At 22.4% G+C, this 2633-nt stretch carries 1 protein-coding gene; it reads left to right on the forward strand.

Features of this window, described 5'->3' with window-relative positions; translation table 11 throughout:
- The first annotated feature begins 161 nt into the window (after positions 1-161).
- Positions 162-2552: a hypothetical protein gene (locus tag GBZ86_RS14780; protein ID WP_152891919.1), complete on the forward strand. Its 2391-nt coding sequence runs from the start codon at positions 162-164 to the stop codon at positions 2550-2552.
- The last annotated feature ends 81 nt before the right edge of the window (positions 2553-2633 follow it).

Consider the following 2633-nt stretch of genomic DNA (forward strand, 5'->3'; position numbering starts at 1 on the left):
TTTTTTATTACTTTATTGCCTTGGAAAAAAAATAATTTATTAATAACCATTATTGGTAAAAATATATTGATTTTCAAAATACTTTTTAAAAAAAATTATTTATGAATATAAAAAAAATGTTATAATTAGTCGAAACAAGTCGATAATAAGGGGGACTAACTATGAAAAGAAAATTTATCGCTTTAAGTATAGCTAGTATAACTATTATGAGTGGAGTAAATACTATTCCTGTCATGGCAAAATCTAATAAATCAGTAGAGGCTACAATTAAGAAAAGTCCAGAAGAAATAAAAAAAATAGAAGATTTACTTAAGGTTAGAATATCACGTATAGAAGATAGATTAGATGAAATAAAATTAGAACCTAGTTTAGAAAAACGTGGACAAGAATATGATGAAGTTTTTAATTTAAAAGGTCCTTTATTTTCTCATGTATCTATGGCTATAAGAAAATATGGAGTGTCTGAAGAAATTAGGGATTTATTTAATAAAATGAATAAGAGATATCATAAGGAATATGATGAATATTTTTTAAATTTAAAATTTCCAAATGCAAATAAAAAAGATGATAAAAATAAAGAGGCTGATAAAATAAATCCAGTTGAAAAAGTTGAAGAAAAAAAAGTTATAGATACATCTAAAGAAAAAATAGAATCTATTCCAGTAGTTGATGAGAATAAAACAGTTAACCCTATTAATATGGATGAAGGTAAAGCTGTTGAAAAGAAAGAAGTACAAGCATCTGAAGAAAAAACTTTAGAAAAACCTAAAACAAATGTTATTGTTAATGAAGAGCATTCTAATATAATAACAGAAGAATCTAAAGCTAATATAAATTCAGAAGAAATTAAACCATTAGCTACTATTGAAAAGAAAGAAATACCAACTGTTAAAAAAGAAAATTTAGAAAAACCAAAAATAAATGTTTTATCTAATGATGATCAATCTAGTGTAAAAAAAGAAGAAAATAAAGGACACTTTATTCCTGAAGAATTTACACAAATAAAAGATTTTATAAAAGTATTAGAGAATAAATTAGATGAAGCAAAATTAGAGCCTAATTTAGAAAAACGTAAAAATAAATTTAATGATATATTTGATAAAAAATCAATTTTATCAGAGTTTATATTGCAATTTAACCAATTAGATTGCTTTGAAGAACTTAAGAATTTATATAAATCATTTGATAAAAGATTACATAATGAATTTAATGATTACTATTTAACTTTAATTCATCCAGATCTACCAAAATCAAATGATGATCATAGGTTAAATACTATTAGAACTCCAGAAGAAATACATGAAATGGAAAATTATTTCAAAACTGAAATAAGATCATTAGAAGATAAATTAAATAAAGCAAAATTAGAATCTGATGTAGAAATACGTAAAGAACAGTATGAGGAAATTGATTTTATAAAAAATAATTTAGCCAATAATATATTAATAGAAAGTGATAATTTATCTAAAGAAATTATAGAATCAATAAACACATTAAGCAAAAGATATGAACGTGAATTTATTGATTTTAATAATAGTTTAAGTTCAATAGATGAAGATTTAATTAGAAGATTACAAAAACATAATGTAGATAAAACAACAATAGATGAAAATAATAAGGTAAATGAAATTATCAATGTTAAACATATAGAAGAAACTTCAACAATGATAAATGCTCCATATGAAGAAACTTCATCGATAATAAATGTTCCATCTATAGATATAAAAGTTGAAGATAATTTTTATAATGAACCTGTAACAAATAATTATAAAAATTCAGTAGATACTGCTGTTACAGTTAAGCCTAGTATTTATGATGCAACAGTTATAAAAGAAGTTGAACACAACAATAATGTTGCTAATACAATAAAAGAAGAAGTTAAAATTTCTCCTGTTAATGACTTAATAGCTGTTAACATAGCTGAGCCTTCTCAACATATAAAACAATCAAAAATTGAAAAAACTCCAGTAGTAAAATCCGTTGAAAAAGTAAAGCATATTAAAACTAAAGCTATTATTGAAAATTCTACTGGTTTAGAAAATAAAGCTTCAAAAGAATATGTTAAAGTAAATGAAATTAAAAACTATGATGAAAAAATAGTTGTAAAAAATATAAAAGCTGAAGATAAATCAGCTAAAGAAAATAAAGAAATTGTAAAAGAATTTTCAAATAACAATGAATCTAAAATAGTAAATGAAAATAAAGATAAAGAACTATCTGCTGAAAGTATAAATACTGAAGATAAAACAGTTAAAGAAAATAAAGAAATTGTAAAAGAATTTTCAAATAATAATGAATCTAAAGCAGTAAATGAAGATAAAAATAAAGAAATAACTGCTGAAAATGTAAAAACTGAAGATAAAGCAGTTGAAGATAAAGCCGTTAAAGAAAATAAAGAAAATTCAAATAACACTGATAAGACAAATAAAAATACAGAAATAAAAAATAATACTTCTTCTCCTTTATCTAAAACAGTAAAAATTGTTTTAGGAGCTGGAGCAGTGATTTCTTCCTTAGGATTTTTCATATTAAAACTATTAAAAAAGTTTTAATATAAATGATAGAAAAGCCAAGTTATAGTATTATTATAAAGTACATATTATAAAAAAATAATTAATTGGCATGGATAAAAT

The organism is Clostridium tarantellae, assembly GCF_009295725.1.
Lineage (GTDB): Bacteria > Bacillota > Clostridia > Clostridiales > Clostridiaceae > Sarcina > Sarcina tarantellae.

Bases quoted from the DNA above. Each gene is read 5' to 3' on its own strand.
- GBZ86_RS14780 (WP_152891919.1), top strand. From the start codon at position 162: ATGAAAAGAAAATTTATCGCTTTAAGTATAGCTAGTATAACTATTATG.